This is a genomic window from Burkholderia sp. GW821-FHT14F03, from assembly GCF_058803765.1.
The window spans coordinates 77,777-96,384 of the sequence record NZ_JBXAPG010000020.1; the positions used below are offsets into that span (position 1 = coordinate 77,777).

An 18,608-nucleotide genomic window follows, 5' to 3' on the forward strand; every position below is an offset into this window, starting at 1 on the left:
AACCTTCAGGATGCGGCGGGAGGCGCTCCCGCGCCGGGCGGATAGACCCGGGTGGGAACGAACGGGATCAGCACGAGCATCGCGGCGGCGAGCGCGATCATCAGCCAGTACATGTCGGCGGAGGCGAGCACCAGCGCCTGCTCGCGCACGCGGCGATCGAGCACGGCGAGGAACGCATCGTGATCGAGGCCGAGACGCGTGGACAGATCGTGCCGCGCGAGCGCGAACGCCTGCGGGCTCGCGGCGAGCCGATCGATCAGGTGCGCGGAGTGCAGGTGTTCGCGCATCGTGATGAAGCCTTCGGTGACGGCCCCGCCGACGACCACCGAGAAGCCCTTCACGGTGTTGAACCACGACGAGGCGAACGGGCCTTCGGCGGCCGACATGCCGTGGGTCGCGAGCATCAGCAGCGGCACGACCGTCATCGGCTGGCCCAGCACCTGCAGCGCCTGCAGCAGGTAGAAGTTGTCGCGCTGCCAGTCGGCGGTGAGGCGGGTGCCGGCGTAGCACGACAGGCCGATCAGCACGAAGCCGAGCGCGAGCACCCAGCGGCAGTCGACGCGCCTCAGGTTGCAGAGCGCGGTGACCAGGGGCAGCGCGATCAGTTGCGGCAGCGCGACCGCGAGCGCGAGCGGCGCGCTCTGCGCGGGCCGATAGCCGTGCACCTCGGCGAGATAGCCGAACGGCACGCCGAGCGCGCCGACCAGGATCACCAGCACGCCGGCGAGCGCGACGAGCGAGAAGCAGAGGTTGCGGCGCGCGAGCAGCTGCAGCCGGAAGAACGGCAGCGGATGGAACCACTCGTTGACGAAGAACAGCACGAGCGCCGCGCTGCCGCCGGCGAGCAGCAGGCAGATGACGGGCGAATCGGTCCAGCCGAGCCGCGTGCCCTGCGACAGGCCGATCACGAGCAGCGTGATCGCGGGAAAGCCGAGCAGCACGCCGCGCCAGTTGAACTGACGCAGGCGTTCGAGGCGCGGCGGATCCTGCGGCAGGCCGTAGGCGACGAGGCCGATCGCGAGCAGCGCCTGCGGGACGATCTGCCAGAACACGAAGCGCCAGCCGACCTGATCGGTCCAGAACGCCGCGAGCGGCGTGCCGAGGTTGGGCGCGAAGGTGGCGGTGAGCGCGTAGGCGCCGAGGCCGTAGAGCTTGATGCCGGGCGGCAGGAAGCGCAGCGCGACCGTCATCAGCATGGGCGGCAGGCAGCCGCCCGCGAAGCCTTGCAGCGCGCGCAGCACGTACAGCGCGGGCAGGGACGGCGCGAACGGGAACAACACGCCGAGCAGCGCGAACGCGGCCGTCATCGCGATCGTGAAGCGGCGCAGCGAGAAGGTGCCCGAACACCACGGCGCGAACATCATCGCGGCGACCTGGGTGGCCTCGTAGAGCGCGGTGAGCCAGCTGCCGTCGTCGTGGCCGACATGGAAGACGCCGCGGATGTCGGGCAGCGCGGCGGCGGTGACCCGGTCGTTGATCTGCGCGCACATCACCGCGAGCAGCACGCCGCACAGGCCGAGCGCGATGCGGGCGTCGAACGGCTGGGGCAGGGGGGCGGGGCGGGCTTCCTGGCGGGACGGGGGCTGGGTGGCGGGCGCGGCGGGGAGGGGCAGGTGGAGGGTCGTGCCGCTCACGGCGCGGATCCTCCGGCGACGGGTGGGGCGGCGGGATGCGCCGCGACGGCGATGGACATGGGTCGGGCTCCGGGGAATGAGGGTGGAGCCAGTCTAGGCGGGCGCGGCGGGTTCGGCGATGCCGCGCGGCGCATGCCTGCGATGCGCGGGATGCACGGGTCCGCATGCGCCCGTGATCGGGAATGGGAAATCCGATCGTCAGATAAATTTAATCGAATTGAAGCAATTGAAAGCGATGCGCTTTTTTTGTTTTTCGACTTGGTAAATGGTTTAACGATTTCTATATTCGTATCTGCCGTTTCGTGAGAAATGAAGCGGAAATGTAATTAATAAATTGAAAGGGGAACCGCAATGAGCGAGATTTCAGGACGTGAAAGGAATGTCGATGCGACAGCGGTGCTGGCCAAGATCGACGACGTGATCGAAGATGTCGACTGGCACATCTACGATGGTTTGCTCGTGACGCACAGCGTCCCTGCCGACCAGAAGATCTACCTGGTGCTGCAGGGGGAACTGCGTCATGTTCCGAACCTCAGGACCTTCAACAACCTGTTCAAGTCGCCCACGGTGAGCATAAACGATTACCTGGTCGATCGTTGTCCGCGCGGTACCGCCCTGTCGGATGGCGCGGTGATCGTGATAGCGGGGGCGCTGAATCAATTTATCATTACCGACGGCGTGAAAATGTTGATTCCCGACCCGGCTACCAGAGACAAGTTCCAATTAAGAATCGACCCCGTGATCGTTCCCGACATCATGCTTGAATTCATCCCGAAAGGGCCGGATATCGGCTGATGGACGATACGCGCCGGGGTATCCCGGGCGGCCGCCGGCGCGTGTTGCGCGCGTCGGCGGGGATTGACGGTGCGACGCCCCGGGCTGCGGGGCGTCGCTTTCCGATCAATGCCGGGCCAACCGCGCCATCGCGCGCCGGTAGCGGCGCGTGCGGCACGCATTGCCCACTTCCTGCAGCACCAGCGCGCGCCACGGCGCGACATGCGCATCGGTCGTCTGGCCGCGGCTCAGCTTGCGCAGCTGGAACTTGACGCTCGCCATGTTGGCGAGCGAGGCCAGCGCCTTGTTCTTCCAGGTGATCGGCGCGAGCGCGGGCGCGTTGTCCTTGCCCTTGCGCCAGTCGCGCGGCAGGTACGGATCGAGGGCGAGCGCGGTGCCGATGCCGACCATGTCCACGCCGCTGTGCACCACCTGCTCGGCCACCGGCCGGCGCCGGATGCCGCCCGTGACCATCACGGGCATCTTCGCCACCGTGCGCAGGTCGCGCGCGAACTCGACGAAATAGGCTTCGCGCGCGAGCGTGCGGCCGTCGCGCGCCTCGCCCTGCATGGCCGGCGCTTCGTAGCTGCCGCCCGACAACTCGACCAGATCCACGCCGAGCCCGTTGAGCAGCATCACCACCTGCCGCGCATCGTCGACGCTGAAGCCGCCGCGCTGGAAGTCGGCCGAGTTGAGCTTCACCGCGACCGCGAAGCCGGGCGACACCACGGCGCGCACCGCCTTGACGATCTCCAGCAGCAGGCGCGCCCGGTTCTCCAGCGAGCCGCCCCATTCGTCGGTGCGGCGATTGGTGAGCGGCGACAGGAATTGGCTCAGCAGATAGCCGTGCGCCGCATGGATCTCCACGCCGGTGAAGCCGGCCTGTTCGCCGAGTTGCGCCGCGCGCGCGAAGCGCCGGATCACGTCGTCGATGACGTCGCGCGTCATCGCGCGCGGCGTGCCGAAGTACTTGGACATCTTGCCCAGGTTCATCGCCACGGCCGACGGCGCCCAGGTTTCCTGGCCCAGGTTGGCCTGCATCTGGCGGCCGGGATGATTGATCTGCAGCCAGAATTGCGCGCCCCGGGCGCGGCCGATCGCGGCCCAGCGGCGAAACTTGTCGAGCTGCCGGTCGTCTTCCAGCACCACGCCGCCGGGCCCCGTCATCGCGCGGCGGTCGACCATCACGTTGCCGGTGATGAGCAGGCCCGCGCCGCCCTCGGCCCAGGCCTCGTACAGGCGCATCAGCCGTTCCGACGGCCCGTGGTCGGCGTCCGCCATGTTTTCCTCCATGGCGGCCTTGGCGATGCGGTTCGGAATGCTCGACCCGTTGGGGAGCGTCAGGGTGTCGAATACGTTCATGGCAGAGGGCCTCGTGTGATCGTGGCTCGACTTTAGGTTTGAAGTCAGCTTCAAGGTCAAGCGTCTTTTTCAAGGGTGGGATGCCGTGCGTCGATGCGCCCCGGAACGCTTGACCTTGAAGCCGTGTTCAATCTTAGAGTGGGCGTCGACGGTGACCGACCGGCGGGACGCCGGGGCACTCGGCGAGGAACTTCAATGGACAGGGACGGGCGTTTCACTCAGGTCGAATTCGGTGCGCAGCAGGTCGAGGTGCCGGCGGGCGGTTACTACGACCGCTTCCGGATGAACCCGGACCTCGACGAGGTGGCGCGGGATCCCGCCGCCGGCAACATCGAATATTTCCGCAGGATACCCAAGCATCTGGCGGCATCGCGGATCGGCCCGACCTGGGCGCCGAACTTCTATTACCGCGCGGGCAGCGTGCAGTTGCTGATGCTCGCGCCGCTGGACCGGCTGCGCGCCACGCTGCCCGCGCCGCTCGAACCGCTGCGCGCGGTTCCCGGCCATGGACTGGTGGCGCTGACTTTCTTCTCGTATGCCGTCTGCGACAACGATCCCTACGACGAAGCGTCGGTCGCGGTGGTGATCCGGCGGCCGGGCGCGCGCGGCTCGCATGCGCGGGAACTGTTGCAGTCGATGCGGCGCCGCAGCTTCTGCGCGCACGTGCTGGCGCTGCCCGTCACGACCGAGATCGCACGGGTGCGCGGCGTGCACGGCTATCAGCTGCCGAAATGGCGGGCCGCGATCGACGTGGCCATCGGCGCGGACGTGAACGCGTCCATCGCCGCGCCCGACGGCACCCCGGACCTGATCCTGCGCGCGCCGCTGCCGGCCTTGCGCGAGGTCGCGCCGCAGTCCCACATGGCGAGCACGACGATGATCCACCTGATCGACGGCGCGTGGCACCAGACCTCGGTCCAGACCAACATGCTATCGTTCGCGCAGCGCATGCTCCCGCGCGACGTCAGGCTGACGCGCGGCGGCGGCCCGCTGAGCCAGCTGCTGAACGGGCTGGGCGCCGCCACCCGGGTTCGCCTGGACGTGGTCAAGGATGCGCAGCTCGTGCTCGACCTGCCGATGCCGCTGACGGCGTTCGATCCTGCCGGACACTGAGCGCGCGGCCGCCGTGCCGGCCGTCCCTCCCGCACTTCGCAAGGAATCCTCGATGACCGCTCCGGATCTTGATTTCGTTGTGTTTGGCGCCACCAGCTTCGTCGGCCAGATCCTGACCCGCTACCTGGCCGAGCATCTCGCGGGGCAGGCCGATGCGCCGCGCTGGGCCATCGCCGGCCGCGCCGAGGCGAAGCTCGCGAACGTCCGGCAGGCGCTGGGCGAGGCGGGCCGGTCCCTGCCCGTCATCGTCGCCGACGCCGGGAACGACGCGCAGCTGCGCGCGCTGTGCGCGCGGACCCGGGTGGTGGTCTCCACCGTCGGGCCGTATGCGCTGTACGGCGAGCCGCTCGTGAAGGCCTGCGCGGAAAGCGGCACCGACTATTGCGACCTCACCGGCGAGACCCAGTGGATCCGGCGGATGATCGCGCGCTACGAAAGCGCGGCGCGGCAATCGGGGGCGCGCATCGTGCATTGCTGCGGCTTCGATTCGGTGCCGTCGGACCTGGGCGTGTATTTCCTGCAGCAGCAGGCGCTGCGCGCATGGGGCGTGCCGGCGACCCGCGTCAAGATGCGCGTCAGGACGCTCAAGGGCGGCGCGTCGGGCGGCACGGTGGCGAGCCTCATCAACGTCGTCAGGGAGGCGACGGCCGATCCCGAGTTGCGCAGGGCGCTGCTGAATCCCTATGCGCTGTGCCCCGAGGGGCACGGCTTCACGGTGCGTCAGCGCATGCTCAAGGGCGCGAGCTTCGATGCGGATTTCGGTGCGTGGATCGCGCCGTTCGTCATGGCGGCGATCAACGAGCGCGTCGTGCATCGTTCCAATGCGCTGTCGGGAAATGCGTATGGCGGCCGCTTCGCCTATGACGAGGCGATGCTGACCGGGGCCGGTTTCAAGGGACGCCTGGCGGCGCTCGCGATGACGGCGGGCCTCGGCGCGTTCATGGCGGGCGTCGTCGTCAAGCCCGTGCGCACGCTGATGGAGCGCTTCCTGCTGCCGAAGCCCGGCGAAGGCCCGAGCCCGGAAGCGCAGCTGGCCGGCCGCTACGATATCCGCTTCGTGGGGCATGGCGACGCGGGCCAGGTCATGCGCGTGAAGGTGACCGGCGACCGCGATCCGGGTTACGGCTCCACCGGCAAGATGCTGGGGCAGGCGGTGCTGAGCCTGGCGGTCGACCACGTCAAGGACGGCGCGAAGGTCGGCCGCGCGGGCGGCTTCTGGACGCCGGCCACGATGTTCGACGACCGTTTCATCGCGCGCCTGACGCGCGATGCGGGCCTGCGTTTCGAGGTGATCTGAGCGCGTTCGTCGGATGGGCCGGGCGCGTTCCCCGGGCAGCACGAAACGCGTCGCGGCGCTTGCGACGTGACATCGCGTGGAGGTGACGCGCATCGCTGCCGTCGTTGAATCGATGACGAGACATCCGAAGTTGAATCACGCCTGCCGGGCCGACCGGGTTCGACTGTCGCCGGATCGCGGGGCGCCGCGTCGATGCGGGGGCGGGCCTCGCGAACGGACGATACCGTCCCGCGCCGACCGTCTCCCATTCCCTCAAGCGTGCGACGAAGCGATCGGGCGCTCTGCTGCCGGCGATCCATGAAAAAGCCGCCCGCGGGCGTGACGCCTGCGGGCGGACAAAGACACCTCGGGCCGACCGGCGCGGGCGTCGCGTGAAGAACGGAGAACCGGGGCGCGTCAGAACTTGTGGCGCAGCGCGAGGCGCACGGCCACCTGGTTCGACGTCGACGACGGCGCGTCGGTGCCGGGGATGAACGCCTGGTCGAGGATCGAGTTCGTCTTGTCGCCCGCGACGTGCTGGTACGCGGCCTGCAAGTACACGTCGGTGCGCTTCGACAGGTTGTAGTCGGCCATCAGCCCGACCGAGTGGATCTTCGGTTTCGCGTCGCCGGTCGACGCGTCGTACTTCTCGAGCGACAGCACGTACTGCGCGCCGACCATGAACGCCGGCGTGATCTGGTACGAACCGTTCAGCTCGAAATTCTGGTACTTGATCGCGCTGACCGTCGCGCCGGGCGCGATGATCGCGCCCGGCGTGCTCAGGTAGCCGTTGCCGGTCGGGTTCTTGTAGTTCGAGTTCGTGTACGCGAAACCGACCGTCGCGGCCCCGAACGTGTAGTTGATGCCCGCGCCGAATACGCGCATGCGCTCGGCGATGTAGCTCGCGTCGTTCGCGGTGATCGCGCCGGCCGAACCGTCGCCCGGATGGTTCGCCTGCAGGTACGCGGCGCCGATCAGCAGCCCGTTGTTCTGGTACTGCGCGCCGAAGCTGTACGCGCGGTTGTCCGAGAAGTTCGTGCTGTTGCTGAAGCTGTACGCGCCGCCGAACTGGAAGCCGCTGAAGTTCGGGCTCGCGTACTTCACCGTGTTGTCGAGGCGGAACGAGTTGTCGGTGTTGTCGTTGTCGAACGGATGCGCGAGCAGGTAGCCGCCCCAGTTGCCGTTGGCGGTGGTCGGCGCGAGATAGTCGACGACGGAGTCGTACTGGCGACCGAACGTCAGCGTGCCGTACTGCGCCTGGCTCAGGCCGACGTACGCCTGGCGGCCGAACATGCGGCCGCCCTGGTTGAGCCGGCCGCTGTTCACGTCGAAGCCGTTTTCGAGCTGGAAGATCGCCTTCATGCCGCCGCCGAGATCCTCGCTGCCCTTCAGGCCCCAGCGGCTGCCCTGCGCGTAGCCGCTCGCCATCTCGTAGACGTGGCCGGCGCCGGCGTTGTTCGTGTAGTTCAGGCCTTCGTCGATCACGCCGTACAGCGTGACGCTGTTTTGCGCGAACACCGGCGAGGCGAATGCCGCCGTTACGGCGAGCGCCGTCAGTTTCTTGTTCATTGAGAGATCTCCGGGATATCCAGCTTGTATCGATTGTCGTGAGCGCGTCCGGCGAGGCGCGTCCCGTCATCCGGGGCGATCCGGCGCAGCGGGCGCGGCGCCGGACGCGCGCAAGGCGCGGCGGCGCGGCGACCGACGGTGTCGGGCCGTGTCTCCTCCGATGACACCGGGCATTCTTCCCAAGCCGAAAATGAAGCGAAAGCGAGTAATTTCGATGGGTGGGATCGGGATCGCCAATGGCGGGCCGGCGGGCGGCTTCGACGGCCAAGACGGCATGCGCGCGGCCGTGCTTCAAGGCCGGCCGGGCCGCCGTCGAACCGGGGCGCGATACCGCCCGCGCCGGACCGCGCGCGCTTGCTTACAATTGGCCGCGAAGTCCGTCCGGCGGGCCTGACAGCGCGTTCCGATATTGATTGGCGGCGCCGATTGCAATGATCGGAATTACTCGTTTCCCTAAACAATTTGGCGGCGGAAACATGCAGACTGACCGGACGTGGATGGATTTGCGATTCGCCGGTCGCCGCGCATGCCGCGACGCACAAACAACAGATTCGATTTGGAGACAACCCACCATGCAGATTCGACGACTGAAAGCGGTCCTGTTCGCCGCCGCGGCAATCCTGTCCGCGCCCGCGGCCCACGCGGCCGGCGGCGCGTGCGCCGACGGCAGGACGGTCCATTTCGCGGGCATCACGTGGGAAAGCGGATCGTTCGCGACCGAGGTGTTGCGGCAGATCATGGAGAAGGGGTACGGCTGCAAGACCGACGTCGTGCCGGGCAGCACGGCCGCGACCGAAACGGCGCTCGCGCGCAACGACCTGCAGATCTGGGCCGAGCAGTGGACGGGCCGCAGCGAGATCACCGCGAAGGCCGTCGCGTCGGGTTCCGTGAAGCTGATCGGCGACACGCTGCCGGGCGGCACGACGGAAGGCTGGTTCGTGCCCGAATACGTGGTGAAGGGCGATCCGGCGCGCAACCTCAAGCCGGTCGCGCCCGGGCTCGTGTCGGTCGACGATCTGCCGAAGTACAAGCAGGTGTTCGCCGACGAGGAGGAGCCGGACAAGGGCCGTTTCCTGAACTGCCCGACCGGCTGGGACTGCGAGCGCGTGAATACGCGCCTGCTGCGCGTGCTGAAGCTCGACCAGTCGTATACGAACTTCCATCCGGGCACGGGCGCGGCGCTCGACGCGGCGATCGCGTCCGCGTACCAGCGCGGCGCGCCGATCGTGTTCTATTACTGGGGCCCGGCCGCGCTGATGGCGAAATACAAGTTCACGGCGCTGAAGATGCCGGCCTATAACGAAGCATGCTGGAAGACGCTGCGCGACGAGAGCAGCACGCACCAGTGCGCGTCGTCGTACATGGTGTCGCGGCTGACGGTCGGCGTGTCGAAGCCGTTCGCCGATGCGAATCCCGATCTCGTCGGCGTATTCGGCAAGGTGCGTTTTCCGATGGACTTCCTGAACCAGACGATCCTCGAGATGACGACGAAGAAGATCGACGGCGCGGCGATGGCCACGCAGTTCCTGAAGACCCGCCCGGACCTGTGGAAGCAGTGGGTGCCGGCCGACGTCGCGCAGAAGATCGCCGGCAGCCTGAAGGGCGCGTAACCTGCGCGCGGCGGCGGGCCCGCGCCCGCCGCCGCCGCCGTCACGCGCCCGCGCGGCGCGACGGAGAATCAACATGAACGGCTTCTTCCTGCACCTGTCGATCGCCGACTGGGTCAACAGCGCGCTCGAGACCTTCGTCGCGCAATACGGCGACAGCTTCCATCATTTCAGCACGCTGCTGCTGCGCTACCTGCTCGTGCCGCTCGAAGGCGCGCTGCGCGTGGCGCCGCCGTGGCTCGTGCTGCTGGTCGTCGGCGCGATCGCGTGGAACGCGACGCGCCGCATCGGCCTCGGCGCGCTCTTCATGCTGCTGCTCTACGCGATCGGCTGCTTCGGCCTGTGGGACAAGCTGATGCAGACGCTCGCGCTGATGCTCGTCGCGACGGTGCTGTCGGTCGCGATCGGCGTGCCGGCCGGCATCCTCGCCTCGCGCAGCGCGTGGCTGCGCCGGGTGCTGCTGCCGGTGCTCGACGTGATGCAGACGCTGCCGAGCTTCGTGTACCTGATCCCGGTGCTGATGCTGTTCGGCCTCGGCAAGGTGCCCGCGATCCTCGCGACGATCATCTACGCGCTGCCGCCGCTGATCCGCCTGACCGACCTCGGCATCCGCCAGGTCGATCCGGACGTGACGGAAGCCGCGCGCGCGTTCGGCACGACGCGCTGGCAACTGCTCGTGAACGTGCAGCTGCCGCTGGCGCGACCGAGCATCATGGCCGGCATCAACCAGACGACGATGATGGCGCTGTCGATGGTCGTGATCGCATCGATGATCGGCTCGCGCGGGCTCGGCGAGGACGTGCTCGCGGGCATCCAGACGCTCGACGTCGGCAAGGGCACGCAGGCCGGCCTCGCGATCGTGATCCTCGCGATCGTGATCGACCGGATCAGCCAGGGCTTCGGCCAGGAACGCCGCGCACGGCGACGGCTCGCGCAGCAGCGCCGGCAGAAGGGCGCGTCGCGCGTGCCGTACCGGCAGCCGCGCAAGGCGCAGTCGGCGAGCGTCGATTCGAATCAGGCGGCGCAATCGTCGCGCGCATAGGAACGGAGGCAGACATGGCGACCATCGACGTCAAACACGTGTACAAGCTGTTCGGGCCGCAGGCCGCGCATGCGCGCGTGCTCGACCTGCTGAGGAGCGGCAAGCGCAAGGCCGACGTGCTGGCCCAAACGGGCTGCAACGTCGGGCTCAACGACGTGAGCCTCGGCATCGCGTCGGGCGAGATCTTCGTGATCATGGGGCTGTCGGGTTCCGGGAAGTCGACGCTCGTGCGGCACTTCAACCGGCTGATCGAGCCGACGGCCGGCGAGATCGTGATCGACGGCAGCGACGTGATCAAGCTCGACGCGCACGGGCTGCGCGAACTGCGCCGCTTCAAGGTCAGCATGGTGTTCCAGAACTTCGGGCTGCTGCCGCACCAGACCGTGCTCGACAATGCCGCGTATGCGCTGCGCACGCGCGGCGAGAAGCGCCACGACGCGGTCGAGGCGGCGCGCAACTGGCTGACGAAGGTCGGGCTCGACGGTTACGGCGACCATTATCCGGACGAGCTGTCGGGCGGGATGCGGCAGCGCGTCGGCCTCGCGCGCGCGCTGGCCGCCGATACCGACGTGCTGCTGATGGACGAGGCGTTCTCCGCGCTCGATCCGTTGATCCGCACCGAGATGCAGGATCAGCTGCTCCAGCTGCAGGCGACGCTCGCGAAGACGATCGTGTTCATCACGCACGATCTCGACGAGGCCTTGCGGATCGGCAACCGGATCGCGATCCTGCGCGACGGCACGCTCGTGCAGGTCGGCACGCCGGACGACATCCTGTCGCGCCCGGCCGACGATTACGTGCGCAGGTTCGTGGAGAAGCGCACGAGCGCGAACTGACGCGCCGGGCCCGGTCAGGCCGCGCGGCGCGCGGCCTTCGCCGGCAAGGTGTGGCCCGGTGTGCGTGCCGGAATCGATCGGGATGTACGCCGCGTCGTGCGCGTCAAGGCAGAGAAGGTGCGCCCTGAGTCTCGCCCGACGTGACGACGACGGCAAGCAGCGCGAAGGCCGGGCCGGTCGGCGGCGTGGCACGGCTTCGTCGCAACCCGACCGGCGGACATGATGACGATCGGCGCGAGAGAAAGGCGATCGCGCGCCGCCTCCTGATTTCTTTCCTGTGTGTCGGCTTTGAATCGGAAACCTGCCGCGCGAGGAGGATGCCCGCGTGAGGCATGACCGGCTTTCGACCGGCTCACGCCGGCCGTTCAGTGCGCGACGGGTTCCCGCTCGCTTGCCGGCGCGGCCGTCTCGTCCCGCCCCGCATCGGCCAGAATCAGATCCGCGCCTTTCTCCGCGACCATCATCGTCGGCGCGTTGATGTTGCCCGACGTGATGTTCGGGAACACCGACGCATCGACGATCCGCAGCGCCTGGAGCCCATGCACGCGCAACGAGGCGTCGACGACCGACGTCGCCGCATCGGGTCCCATCGCGCACGATCCGCACAGGTGGTAGATCGAACCCGACTGCTCGCGGAAGTACTGCAGCATCGCTTCGTCCGAGTCGACCTGCGGGCCCGGCGAGATTTCCTCGACCGTCATCGATTCCAGCGCCGGCGCGCGCATCAGCGCACGGATCACCTTGCTGCCCTGCACGGCCTCGTCGAGATCCTTCTGCGTGGTGAGCGCGTTGATGCGGATCTTCGCGGCGTCTTCCGCGCAGTTCGATGCGATCTCGATCGTGCCGCGGCTCGTCGGCCGGCACGGGTTGAACGCGATCAGGAAGCCCGAATACGGCTCGGGCTTGATGCTCGCGTGCGCGCTCTTCGGAATGCGGTACGACAGCGGGTTGAAGTAAAGCTGCAGGTTCGGCTCCGATGCGTCGCGCGCGCCGCGGAAGAAGCCGCCCGCCTGATTCACGCTCATCGCGAGCGGGCCGCGCTTCGTCAGCAGGTAGCGCAACCCGATCTTCAGCTTGCCGACGAGCGTGCCCATCTCGTCGTTCAGCGTCGGCCGGTTCGCCTTGAAATAGAAGCTCACGCACAGGTGATCCTGCAGGTTGCGGCCGACCGCCGGCAGCGCATGCACGAGCGGCACGCGCCGGCGCGAGAGCAGCGCCGGATCGCCGACGCCCGACAGTTGCAGCAGCTTCGGCGTATCGACCGCGCCGGCCGCGAGGATCACCTCGCGCGCGGCGACGAGCGTTTCGTCGCCGCGCGCGCCGGCCACGACCACGCCGGTCGCGCGCGTGCCGTCGAACGTCACGCGCCGCACCAGCACGCCCGGGCGCAGCGTGAGATTCGCGCGGCGCAATGCGGGCCGCAGGTACGCGACGCTGCTCGAACAGCGTTCGCCGTTCTTCGTGTTCAGGTCGTAGATGCCCGCGCCTTCGAACTGCGCGCCGTTGAAGTCGTCGGTGCGCGGCAGGTTCAACTGCTCGCAGCCTTTCAGGAACGTGTGGACGATCGGATGCACGTCGGCCTTCATCGACGTGATGTGGATCGGCCCCGTCGAGCCGTGATGCCGCGGATCGGTCGCGCCGGCCGCATGGGTTTCGAGCTTGCGGAAGTAGGGCAGCACGTCGTCGTACGCCCAGCCCGGATTGCCGGCGTTCGCCCAGTCGTCGTAGTCGCTGCGCTGGCCGCGCACGTAGACCATCGCGTTGATCGAGCCCGACCCGCCGACCACCTTGCCGCGCGGGCAGTACAGCTGGCGCCCGGCGAGCTGCGCCTCGGGCTCGCTGTAATACATCCAGTTGTAGCGGCGGTTGTAATAGGTCTTCGTGAAGCCGACCGGCACCTTGAACCAGAACGACGCGTCGCGCTCGCCCGCTTCGAGCAGCAGCACCGAATGCCGGCCCGATTCGCTGAGGCGGTTCGCCAGGATGCAGCCGGCCGAGCCCGCGCCGACGATGATGTAGTCGTAAGTCATGGTCGCGTTTTTCCCGGTCAGCCCTTGGCGGGGGCGAGATCCTTCACGTCGACGGGCTTCTCGCCCATCTGCAGGTGCAGCCGCTCGCCGGTATAGGGCGTGTGACGGCGCACGACGTCCATGTCGAGCTCGATGCCGAGGCCCGGCTCGTTCGACGGGACGATGTAGCCGTCTTCCCAGCGGATCGGCGTCTTCACGACTTCCGAGTGGAACCCGCCCCAGGTCATGATGCTTTCCTGGATCAGGAAGTTCGGCGTGCAGGTCGCGAGCTGGATGCTCGCGGCCGCGCCGACGGGCCCGTTGTACAGGTGCGGCGCGATCTGCGCGTAGTGCACTTCCGCGAGCGTCGCGATCTTCTTCGCTTCGAGCAGGCCGCCCACGCGGGCGACGTTCAATTGCAGGATCGACGCGCCGCCCGCCTGCAGCAGCTTGTGGAATTCGTACTTGGTCGTCAGGCGCTCGCCGGTCGCGATCGGAATCGACGTGTGCTTCGCGACTTGCGCGATCGCTTCCTCCTGGCCCGGCGGCACGGGTTCCTCGAACCACAGCGGGTCGTATTTCTCCAGCCGTTTCGCGAGCCGGATCGCCGACGACGGCACCATCTGCCCGTGCGTGCCGAACAGCAGGTCGGCCTTGCTGCCGACGGCCTCGCGCACGCGGCGGCAGAACAGCTCGCAGCGGTCCAGCACTTCGAGCGACAGCTGGTGGCCCGAGTAGGCCGTATACGGGCCGGCCGGATCGAACTTGACCGCCGTGAAGCCGAGCTTCACGTTCTCGGCCGCGCATTCGGCCGCGAGGTCGGGATCGTCGTAGTCGTATTCGCCCTGCGCGTTCTTCGGATACAGGTAGGTGTACGAGCGCAGCCGATCGTGGATCTTCCCGCCGAGCAGTTCGTACACGGGCTTGCCGGCGGCCTTGCCGATGATGTCCCAGCACGCCATTTCGAGGCCGCTGACGACGCCCATCATCGTGAGGTCGGGCCGCTGCGTGAAGCCGCTCGAATAGGTCTGGCGGAACAGCCGCTCGACGTGGTGCGGATCGTGGTTCAGCAGGTAGCGGTCGAACACGTCGTCGATGATCGGGCCCATCGCTTTCGGATGGAACGTCGCCGAGTAGATCTCGCCGACGCCTTCGATGCCGTCGTCGGTCTTCAGCTTCACGAAGATCCAGTACATGCCGCCGATATGCGGCGGCGGCACGGCGACGATATGGGTTTCGAGCGAAACGATCTTCATGCGGATTCCTTGAGACGGTATTTGAGGAACGCGGCGGCGCCCGCGCCGCAGAGCGCGACGGCGGCGATATAACCGAAATAGAGCTGATAGCCGTGCGCGCCCGGATAGGCCTGCGTCACGTAGCCGTTGATCAGTGGCACGAATACGTCGGGCGAATAGCCGAGCACCGAGATCATGCCGATCGCGAGGCCCGCGCAATGCGTCGGCACCTTGCAGTCGTCGAGCAGCGACCAGTACAGGCCGCGGATCGCGTAGGTGAGGATGCCGATGAACAGCACGAGCACGACGAGCATCGCCTGCGGGCTGTGCGGCGGCGCGGCGATCAGCCCGACCAGCGACAGCGCGGCGAGCAGGAGCGCCCAGAACAGCACGGACACCTTCGATACGCGGTCGCCGAGGAAACCGCCGCCGATGCCGCCGATCGGGCGCATCCACAGCTTGAGCGTGGTGATGAAACCGGCCGCCGTCGCGCTGAGCCCGAAATTGCCCTCGTGCAGGTAGGCGGAGAAGCTGTAGGTCGCCCAGAACACCTGGTAGCCGCAGAACACGATCGCCGCGACGAGCCACAGTTCGGGAATCGCCGCGAGCGTCTTCAGGTCGGTCAGCACGCTGCCTCGGCGCTTCGTCGCCGTCGCGCGGTCGCCCGCGCCCGCCGGATCCTTCACCAGCGCCAGCAGCACGCCGAGCGTGATGCAGAAGCCTGCGTACAGGTGCACGACGAGCTTGAAACCGGCCGCGTCGGTGCCGCCGTGCGCCTGCGTCACGTAGGCGAACAGCGTGATCGCGATCGTCGCGAGCAGCGCCTCGACCAGCCCGCGGCCGCCGTCGAGCAGCCCGAAGAAGCGGCCCTGTTCATCGGGGCCCGCGATCATGTTCACGCGCTTGATCACGGCCGCCCAGAACGTGAGGCCGGTGGTCAGCCCCCAGCCGCCGAAGATCAGCACGAGCGTGTCGAACGACGGCCCGGTCGCGTACACGAGCCCGAGCGCGCCGGTCGCGAGCAGCGAGAAGCAGATCAGCCAGCGCGGCGACAGGCGGTCGGCGAGCCAGCCGCTCGGCAGGTAGCTGATGAGGAAGATCGTGCCGAGCGACGAATACAGGTAGCCGAGCTGCACGTCGTCGATATGGAAGAACTGCAGCATCGTCGGCTGGTATACCTGCCGCAGGTACAGCATCGGATAGATCGCGCCCGCGGCGATCACGAGCAGCAGCAACTGCAGGTAGCGTTGCGCGCGCGCGTCCTGCGACGCGTGCGTCGGGGCGTGCCCCGCGAGCGACGCGAGGGGCGTCGACGGTTGGGTCGGCATGATGTCGTCCTCCATCAGACTTCCTTCGGGCGGAAGCCTGCAGATTTATTGTGTGTTAGATCGGATCAGGGGCGACGCGCGCGCCGGAAGCGGCGCGTCGGCGTTGCGTCAGTACTTCATGACGACGAGGCGCGTCTGCGTGAATTCGAGCATCCCGTGCTTGCCGTCGTCGCCGCCGAGGCCCGAGCGCTTCCAGCCGGCGTGGAAGCCCTGGTACGGATCGGCCGGCGTGCGGTTCACGTACAGTTCGCCCGCCTCGATCGCGTTCGCGACCGTCATCGCGGTGCGGTAATGCTCGGTGTAGAGCACCGACGACAGCCCGAACTGGTGGTCGTTCGCGAAGCCGACGGCTTCGTCGATCGTCCGGTAGCGCAGCACGGGCATGATCGGGCCGAAGGTTTCCTCCTGCACGATCTCCATGTCCTGCCGGCAGTTCGTCAGCAGCGTGGCCGGGTAGAAGAAACCGGGGCCGTCGGGGATCGCGCCGCCGGTTTCGAGCGTCGCGCCGTCGGCGATCGCGCGTTCGACCATCGCGTGAATATGCGCGCGCGCCGATGCGCTGACGAGCGGGCCCATGTTCGACGGATCGGCCGCGCGGTCGCCGCTGCGGACCGCGCCCATCTTCTCCTTCAGCAGCGCGACGAAACGGTCGTGCACGCTGTCGTGCACGTACACGCGTTCGATGGCCGTGCAGAGCTGGCCGCAATGCGTGGTTTTCGATGCGACGAGCGCGGCGGCCGCGCGTTCGAGGTCGGCGTCGGGCTCGATGATCGCGGGCGTCTTGCCGCCGAGTTCGAGCGAGGGTTTCGCGATGTTCGCCTTGCAGTAGTCGAGCACCTTGCGGCCCGCGTTCACGCTGCCCGTGAGCGTGATCATGCCGACCGCCGGATGCGTGCACAGCATCTCGGCCGTCGCGTGGTCCATCGTCAGGATGTTGACGACGCCGGGCGGGAAGCCCGCGTCGTCGGCGGCTTTCGCGATCTCGAACGCGGACACCGGCGTGTGGTTGCTCGGCCGCACGACCACGGTGTTGCCGGCGATCAGCGCGGGCGCGACCTTGCGCAGCAGCGTGTAGACGGGATAGTTGAACGGGATCAGGCATGCGACGACGCCGATCGGCTCGCGCTGCAGGAACAGGTTCTCGTCGGGCGTGTCGCTCGGGATGATCTCGCCCTCGATCCGGCGCGCCCATTCGGCGTGGTAGCGGGTGATCTGGCCGGCGTAGACGGCTTCGTTCGATGCGTCCTCGACGCTCTTGCCGGATTCCTGCGCGAGCGCCGCGCCGATGTCGGGCGCACGCGCGGTCAGCGCATCGGCGAAGCGGTGCAGGTACGCGGCGCGCTCGGCGCTCGGCAGCTTGCGCCACGCTTTCTGCGCGGCCGCCGCGGCGTCGACGGCGGCCAGCGCGTCGGCCGGCGTCGCGGCGGGCACGCGCGCGAACGGCGCTTCGGTGGCGGGATTGTGGACGACGATGAAGGCGTCGCTGTGCGGGGCGACGAAACGGCCGTTCACGTAGTTGCGTTCGGTGCGCATGAGGTGGCTCCTCCGATGGATTCGGGCGGATCGCTGCGGTGGCGAAACGCGCGTTACGGGATGGAAGTCATTCTGTTCATGCGTTTAGCGCACGACAAACGACTTATTTTCGCGTCGAGCATGAGAAAAACGCACGTTACTCGACGAATCGGCCGGAATCGCCCGTCCGGCAAGGCCGCCGAGGCGGCAGCGGGACGGGGGCGGCCGTCGGGGCGCGTTTTTCGACAGGGGCGAATGGGACCGGTGTGGGCGCCGGCATCGCCGGCCAGGCCCGCGCCCGCGCCCGCGGCCGGCCGGGGCGGATCGCCGGCTAGGCCAGCGGCACCTGCGGCAGCGGCGACGACGGTTCGAGGTGGCGCTTCGCGAGCCACACTTCCTGCTGCAGCCAGTCGCGGAATTGCACGATGTGCGGCAGGTTCGTCTGTTCGGGCCGCGTGACGAACCAGTACGATTGATGGCCGTCGACATGCACGTTGAGCACCTGCATCAGTTGCCCGGCCGCAAGCTCGCGCGCGACCATGTGGCGGTCGGCGATCGTGATCCCGAGGCCGTCGATCGCCGCGCGGATCGCGTGGTCGAGCAGGTCGAATTCGTAGCCGCCGCGCGTGTCGACGTCGGTGATGCCGGCCGCCTTCAGCCAGTGTTGCCAGGTCAGGTAGCGCTGGTCGTCGGTCGCGAGCACGTGCAGCAGCGTGAAGCGGTTCAGATCGATCGGCGCGCCTTCCTGCTGCAGCCGCGTATACAGCGCGGGCGCGCAGACGGCGATATGCTGCTCCTGCATCAGCAGCGCGTTGTCGAAGCCGTCCCATTCGCCGTCGCCGAACCGGATCGCGCAGTCGAGCACGCGCGATTGGCCGAGGCTGTCGTTGATGCGGGTCGTGAGGCTCAGTTCGAACTCGGGATGCGCGTCGCGCAGCCGGCCGAGGCGCGGCATCAGCCAGCGCGCCGCGAAGGTCGGCGGCACGTTGGCGTGCAGGCGGTTCAGGTGGGTTTTTTCCTGCAGGTTGCGCACGGTCAGCTCGATCTTGTCGAACGACTGCTGCAGCGCGCGCAGCAGCACGCGGCCGGCCGCCGTCAGTTCGAGCTGATGATGGCGGCGCTCGAGCAGGGTTTCGCCGAGCTGGCCTTCGAGCTGGCGAACCTGGCGGCTCACCGCGCTCTGCGTCACGTTGAGCAGTTCGGCCGCGCGGGTGAAGCTGCCGGTGCGGCCGGCCATCTCGAAGGCTTTCAGCGCATTCAGCGCCGGCATCTTGCGTCTCACGGGGGTGTCGTGTCTGGTTCGGAATGCCT

At 68.0% G+C, this 18,608-nt stretch carries 14 protein-coding genes; 6 read left to right on the plus strand and 8 right to left on the minus strand.

Features of this window, described 5'->3' with window-relative positions:
- Positions 1–5 precede the first annotated feature (5 nt).
- Positions 6–1,634: an MFS transporter gene (locus AC1RQF_RS15710; RefSeq protein ID WP_492872432.1), complete on the minus strand. Its 1,629-nt coding sequence runs from the start codon at positions 1,632–1,634 to the stop codon at positions 6–8.
- Between the two features lie 351 nt (positions 1,635–1,985).
- Between AC1RQF_RS15710 and AC1RQF_RS15715 the strand changes: the two genes are divergently transcribed.
- Positions 1,986–2,429 (plus strand): hypothetical protein, encoded by a 444-nt coding sequence (locus AC1RQF_RS15715; RefSeq protein ID WP_273996757.1) that lies wholly within the window; start codon positions 1,986–1,988, stop codon positions 2,427–2,429.
- Positions 2,430–2,534: 105 nt separating this feature from the next.
- Here the strand turns inward: AC1RQF_RS15715 and AC1RQF_RS15720 are convergent, their stop codons facing one another.
- Positions 2,535–3,770 carry an NADH:flavin oxidoreductase/NADH oxidase family protein gene (locus tag AC1RQF_RS15720; protein ID WP_273996756.1) on the minus strand — a complete coding sequence of 412 codons (1,236 nt, stop codon included), beginning with the start codon at positions 3,768–3,770 and terminating at the stop codon, positions 2,535–2,537.
- A 195-nt stretch (positions 3,771–3,965) separates the two neighbouring features.
- On the opposite strand from AC1RQF_RS15720, the gene AC1RQF_RS15725 reads away from it, so the two are divergent.
- Both AC1RQF_RS15725 and AC1RQF_RS15730 read left to right on the plus strand, forming a co-directional pair.
- A complete protein-coding gene (locus AC1RQF_RS15725; protein WP_492872433.1) occupies positions 3,966–4,883 on the plus strand; it encodes an acetoacetate decarboxylase in 918 nt (305 codons plus the stop codon).
- A 52-nt stretch (positions 4,884–4,935) separates the two neighbouring features.
- A complete protein-coding gene (locus tag AC1RQF_RS15730; protein WP_273996754.1) occupies positions 4,936–6,180 on the plus strand; it encodes a saccharopine dehydrogenase family protein in 1,245 nt (414 codons plus the stop codon).
- Positions 6,181–6,576: 396 nt separating this feature from the next.
- On the opposite strand, the gene AC1RQF_RS15735 is transcribed toward AC1RQF_RS15730, so the two are convergent.
- Entirely contained in the window at positions 6,577–7,728 is a 1,152-nt protein-coding gene (locus tag AC1RQF_RS15735) for a porin (protein WP_273996753.1), read from the minus strand.
- Between the two features lie 572 nt (positions 7,729–8,300).
- On the opposite strand from AC1RQF_RS15735, the gene AC1RQF_RS15740 reads away from it, so the two are divergent.
- The 3 genes from AC1RQF_RS15740 (at position 8,301) to AC1RQF_RS15750 (ending at position 11,213) form a co-directional block, all read left to right on the plus strand.
- The gene (locus tag AC1RQF_RS15740) at positions 8,301–9,338 is read left to right on the plus strand and encodes an ABC transporter substrate-binding protein (RefSeq protein ID WP_273996752.1); all 1,038 of its coding nucleotides are present in this window, start codon (positions 8,301–8,303) and stop codon (positions 9,336–9,338) included.
- A gap of 73 nt (positions 9,339–9,411) precedes the next feature.
- Positions 9,412–10,377, plus strand: a complete 966-nt coding sequence (locus AC1RQF_RS15745; RefSeq protein ID WP_273996751.1) for an ABC transporter permease — start codon at positions 9,412–9,414, stop codon at positions 10,375–10,377.
- Positions 10,378–10,391: 14 nt separating this feature from the next.
- On the plus strand, positions 10,392–11,213 hold the full coding sequence (locus AC1RQF_RS15750) for a quaternary amine ABC transporter ATP-binding protein (protein ID WP_273996750.1): 822 nt from the start codon (positions 10,392–10,394) through the stop codon (positions 11,211–11,213).
- A gap of 365 nt (positions 11,214–11,578) precedes the next feature.
- Here the strand turns inward: AC1RQF_RS15750 and AC1RQF_RS15755 are convergent, their stop codons facing one another.
- The 5 genes from AC1RQF_RS15755 to AC1RQF_RS15775 form a co-directional block, all read right to left on the minus strand.
- Complete coding sequence (locus tag AC1RQF_RS15755) at positions 11,579–13,243, minus strand: GMC family oxidoreductase (RefSeq protein WP_492872434.1); 1,665 nt, start codon at positions 13,241–13,243, stop codon at positions 11,579–11,581.
- 17 nt (positions 13,244–13,260) lie between these two features.
- The gene (locus AC1RQF_RS15760; protein WP_273996747.1) at positions 13,261–14,478 is read right to left on the minus strand and encodes a mandelate racemase/muconate lactonizing enzyme family protein; all 1,218 of its coding nucleotides are present in this window, start codon (positions 14,476–14,478) and stop codon (positions 13,261–13,263) included.
- Entirely contained in the window at positions 14,475–15,800 is a 1,326-nt protein-coding gene (locus tag AC1RQF_RS15765) for an MFS transporter (RefSeq protein ID WP_492872435.1), read from the minus strand. Before AC1RQF_RS15765 ends, AC1RQF_RS15760 begins: the two co-directional genes overlap by 4 nt.
- A 93-nt stretch (positions 15,801–15,893) precedes the next feature.
- A complete protein-coding gene (gene aldA / locus AC1RQF_RS15770; RefSeq protein WP_492872436.1) occupies positions 15,894–17,318 on the minus strand; it encodes an aldehyde dehydrogenase in 1,425 nt (474 codons plus the stop codon).
- Between the two features lie 310 nt (positions 17,319–17,628).
- Positions 17,629–18,567: a LysR substrate-binding domain-containing protein gene (locus AC1RQF_RS15775; RefSeq protein WP_273998412.1), complete on the minus strand. Its 939-nt coding sequence runs from the start codon at positions 18,565–18,567 to the stop codon at positions 17,629–17,631.
- Positions 18,568–18,608: the final 41 nt, after the last annotated feature.